Raw genomic sequence first — 4876 nt, 5'->3', positions numbered from 1 at the left:
GGCGCCGCCGGGCCGCAGCCGGGCGGCGCCGCGGCGGACCGTCGAGCGGCCCCGCGGGGGCTTGGCCCGGTGCCGGTGGGCGGCCTGCCCGCCGGAGAGCAGCGAGCGCACCGGGAGGAAGGTGTCGTTGGTGATCAGCCCCGCCCAGACCAGGTTCCACAGCGCGGTGGTCAGCTCCCCGGCGGGCACCGGGTCGCCGTCGGCCTCGAGCAGCCCGAGCAGCTGCGGGAAGAACCAGGCGCCGCCGGGGGCGAGGACGTCGAGCACCCGGCGCTCGAGGGTGGAGTCCAGGGCGGCGGCCGCCACGGCGAGGGTCTCGGCGGGCGGCAGGGTCAGCTGGGCCGCCTCGCTCAGGTGCAGCGACACCCACCCGTCGTCGCCGGCCAGGGAGCCGGCCCCGGACCACAGGACCTCCCCGGACGCGGTGAGCTCGTCCAGCAGCTCGGGCCGGTAGTCCGCCACCCGGGCCGCCAGCACGAGCGGCTCCCAGGCCGAGGCCGGGACGGCGACGCCGGCGAGCTGGTCCACCACCGTGAGCACGCCGTCCTCGCCGCGCAGCTGGTGGCCCCGGCCCACGTGCTGCCAGGCGGGCAGGAACCGGGCGTAGACCTGCCCGGGGACCGGCTCCACGTCGCGGCGCAGCGCGGCCAGCGAGCGGCGCCGGATCCGGCGCAGCACCTCCGCCTCGCACCACTCGGAGGCGGCCGGGCCGGGCCCGCCGGCGTCCGTGCGCGCCGGCCGGAACTCGCCCTCGACGACCCGCCGGTCCGCGGCCAGCCGCTCCAGGGTGGTCCGCACCACGGCCGTGCCGAGTCCGAGCCGGGCCGCGGCCTCGTCCACGGTGAAGGGCCCGTGCGTGCGGGCGTAGCGGGAGACGAGGTCGGCCAGCGGGTCCTCGACGGGCTCGACGAACGCGAGCGGCACCCCCATGGGCAGGGGCACGCCCAGGGCGTCGCGCAGTCGGGAGGCGTCCTCGATGGCCGCCCAGTGCTCCACGCCGCGCAGGTGCACCCGCAGGGCGCGGTTGGCGGCCACGAGCTGTTCCAGCCAGCCGGCGGCGGTGTCCTCGGGGCAGGCGGCCTCCGGGTCGTCCGGGTCCTGGAGCCGGCGTGCGGCCTCCGCGGTGGTGAGCGGGCCGAGCAGGCGCAGCAGGTCCGCGGCGCCCTCGAGCCCGCGCAGCCGGCGGTCGGCGGCGAGGCGCTGCAGCTCCGCCTCCGTGCGCTCGAGGACCTCCGGGTCCAGCAGCTCCCGCAGCTCGGCGCGGCCCAGGAGCTCGTTGAGCAGGGCGGCGTCGAGGGACAGGACCGCCGCCTTGCGCTCGGCCAGCGGGGAGTCCCCCTCGTAGAGGAACTGGGCGACGTAGCCGAAGAGCAGGGTCCGGGCGAACGGGGACGGCTGGTCGGTGGTGGTCTCCACCACCCGGATCGCCCGGCGCTCCACGGCCCGGTGGAGCTCCTTGAGGGCGGGCAGGTCGTAGACGTCCTGCAGGCACTCGCGCACCGTCTCGAGGATGATCGGGAACTGCGGGTACTTCCGGGCGACGTCCAGCAGCTGCGCGGAGCGCTGGCGCTGTTGCCACAGCGGCGTGCGCCGGCCGGGGTCGCGCCGGGGCAGCAGCAGGGCCCGGGCGGCGCACTCCCGGAAGCGGGACGCGAACAGCGCCGAGCCGCCCACCTCCTCGGTCACGATCCGGTCCAGCTCGTCGGCGTCGAACAGGAACAGCTCCGCCCCCGGGGGCTCGTCCTCCATGGCCGGCACGCGCAGCACGATGCCGTCGTCGGCGGCCTGCGCGGAGCCGTCCAGGCCGTAGCGCTCGTGCAGCCGGGCGCCCACGGCCAGCGCCCAGGGGGCGTGCACGGGCATCCCGAACGGCGAGTGCAGCACCACCCGCCAGTCCCCGAGTTCGTCGTGGAAGCGCTCGACGACGAACAGCCGGTCCGAGGGCACCTGCCCCACGGCCTCCTTCTGCTCGCCCACGTAGGCCAGCAGGTTGTCGGCGGCCCACTCGTCGAGCCCGGCCGCGCGCAGCCGGGCGCGGGCCTCGTCCTCGGCGGCCCCGGCGATCTCCCGGTTGAACCGGCCCACCGCGCGGCCCAGCTCCACGGGCCGGCCGGGACCGTCCCCGTGCCAGAACGGGAGCTTGCCGGGGACCCCCGGGGCGGGGGAGACGATCACCCGGTCGTGGGTGATCTCCTCGATCCGCCAGCTGGAGGCGCCCAGGGCGATGACGTCGCCCACGCGGGACTCGTAGACCATCTCCTCGTCGAGCTCGCCCACCCGCTTGGAGTTCTTCCCGTCCTGCTCGCCGACCAGGTACACGGCGAACAGGCCGCGGTCCGGGATGGTCCCGCCCGAGGTCACCGCCAGCCGCTGCGCCCCGGGGCGGCCCTCGATCGTGCCGGTCTCCCGGTCCCAGACGATGCGCGGGCGCAGCTCGGCGAACTCGTCGGAGGGGTAGCGGCCCGAGAGCAGGTCCAGGGTGGCGTCGAAGGCCGAGCGGGGCAGGGTCAGGAACGGGGAGGAGCGGCGGACGGTGTCGAACCACTCCTCCACCTCGACCGGTCCCAGGGCGGTCGCGGCCACGGTCTGCTGGGCCAGCACGTCCAGCGGGTTCAGCGGGACGGCGAGCGGCTCGATCCGGCCCTGCAGCATCCGCTCGACCGTCACCGCGGCGTCGAGCAGGTCCCCGCGGTGCTTGGGGTAGAACCGGCCGCGGGAGACCTCCCCGACCTGGTGGCCGGCGCGGCCCACGCGCTGCAGCCCCGAGGCGGCCGAGGGCGGGGCCTCGATCTGGACCACCAGGTCCACCGCGCCCATGTCGATGCCCAGCTCGAGGGAGGACGTGGCCACCACGCAGCGCAGCCGCCCGGTCTTGAGGTCGTCCTCGATGACCGCCCGCTGGTCCTTGGAGACCGACCCGTGGTGGGCGCGGGCCAGCACCGGGGCCGCGCCCTCGTACCGGCCGGTCTGCCGGCGCAGGTCCGCGGGCTCGGCGGCCCCGCCGGGCGCGGACGGATCCCGCCCGGCCAGGGCGGAGCGCAGCACGTCCCCGAGCTGTTGCGGCGCGGAGCCCGCCGGGACCCCGGGGGCTGCGTCGTCGTGCGGGCCGCTGCCGGTCCCGTACGCGGCCTCCGGGCCGTCGCCGTCCGGGCTGCCGTCCGGGTCCGTGTGCTCGAGGCGGAAGGCGTAGATCTCGTTGAGCCGTGCCGTGAGCTTCTCGGCCAGGCCGCGGGAGTTGGCGAACACGATGGTCGAGCGGTTCTCCAGCACCAGGTCCACGACCCGCTCCTCGACGTGCGGCCAGATCGACGCGGTGGTCGTGGGGGCGAGGGCGTCCAGGTCGTCGTCGCCGAAGCCGGATCCGGCCAGGGACGGGGAGGCGGCGGGACCGCCCAGCACGGTCATGTCCGGGATCGGCACCGAGACCGTGAGCTCCCACCGCTTCTCCGCCCGCGGCGCGACGACGGAGACCGGCTCCCGCCCGCCCAGGAACCGGGCGACCGTCTCGACCGGCTCGACCGTGGCCGACAGCCCGATGCGCTGCACCGGCTTCTCCAGCAGGGCGTCCAGCCGCTCCAGGGTGAGCGCCAGGTGCGCCCCGCGCTTGGTGCCGGCCACGGCGTGCACCTCGTCCACGATCACGGTGTGCACGTCCGTGAGGGTCTCCCGCGCCTTGGACGTGAGCATCAGGTAGAGCGACTCGGGCGTGGTGATGAGGATGTCCGGCGGGCTGGACAGCAGGGCCCGCCGCACGGCCTGCGGCGTGTCCCCGGAGCGGACCCCCACGCTGACCTCCGGCGGCTCGACGCCGGCGTGCCGGGCGGTCTGGGAGATCCCGATCAGCGGGGCCCGCAGGTTGCGCTCCACGTCCACGCCCAGCGCCTTGAGCGGGGAGATGTAGAGCACCCGGGTGCCGCGCCGCTCGGCCCGGGGGGCCGCGGAGCGGGCCTTGGTGCGCAGGCTCCCCGCGTCCGCGGCCGGTGCGGCGGGGACGGCGCCCCCGGGGCCGGCCGCGGACGCGGTGTCCACGGTCCCCGGCCGCCCGGTCGCCGTGGCCGGCCCCGGCGCCGCCTCGGCCACGAAGCGGTCCAGGGCCCACAGGAACGCGGCCAGGGTCTTGCCGGAGCCGGTGGGCGCCACGATCAGCGCGTGGCGTCCCGCGGCGATGGCCCGCCAGGCGCCCTCCTGGGCGGCCGTGGGCGCGGCGAACGCACCCGAGAACCAGGCCCGGGTGTGCTCGGTGAACAGGCTCAGCGCCGGATCAGGTGCCAAAGCCCTGGATCTCGAGCTGCTGGATGCCGGGGCCGGTGCAGGCCTCGGCGGGGAAGGGCACCACCACGGAGCGGGTGTTCTCGGGCGGGTAGACGCGCAGTCCCGCGGCCTCCCGGGCCTCGCACCCGGGGTGTACGGCGGCCTGGCCGATCCGCAGCGCGGCGGTGGCGGACTCGCCCGGCGCCAGCTGCCTGCCGGTCCCGGGAACGCCCGCGTCCCGCACCGCCGGGGCGCCGAGGGCCGTGCCGTCGGCGTCCACGAAGGAGACCCCCGGGTAGCCGCCGAGCACGCAGGGCTCCGCGGCCGTGTTGGTCACGGTGACGTCCACCCAGACCGACCCCGCGGCGCCCCCGGCCGGTGCGGCGGAGACCCCGAGCGCGGAGGTCGCGCACCAGCCGGCGCGGCCGGCGGCGGCGGCGCGAGCGGGTTCGCCGGCGTCCTCGGCGATCTCCCCGGTGGGCTCCTCTGCGGTCTCCTCGGTGGGCTCGTCCGCGGTCGCCCCGCCGGGCCCCGCCGCGCCGGTGGGCCCGGGGGCGGGCTCCGCGGGATCTGCATCAGGGGCGGTGGGCGCCGCGGTGGCCCGCTCGCCGGCCGGCCCGTCCGC

2 protein-coding genes are annotated in these 4876 nt (G+C 77.3%); both read right to left on the bottom strand.

Annotated elements, in window-relative coordinates:
- Positions 1–4272, bottom strand: a 4272-nt coding sequence (locus tag ABL57_RS10635) for a DEAD/DEAH box helicase (RefSeq protein ID WP_047803450.1), incomplete at its 3' end; no start/stop codon positions are given.
- A partial coding sequence (locus ABL57_RS10630; RefSeq protein WP_053004901.1) for a DUF4232 domain-containing protein occupies positions 4262–4876 on the bottom strand: 615 nt, incomplete at its 5' end. The genes ABL57_RS10635 and ABL57_RS10630, both read right to left, overlap by 11 nt.

It is taken from the genome of Kocuria sp. SM24M-10, from assembly GCF_001027955.1.
Taxonomy (GTDB): domain Bacteria; phylum Actinomycetota; class Actinomycetes; order Actinomycetales; family Micrococcaceae; genus Kocuria; species Kocuria oceani.
This window is presented reverse-complemented; position numbering and strand designations above follow the sequence as displayed.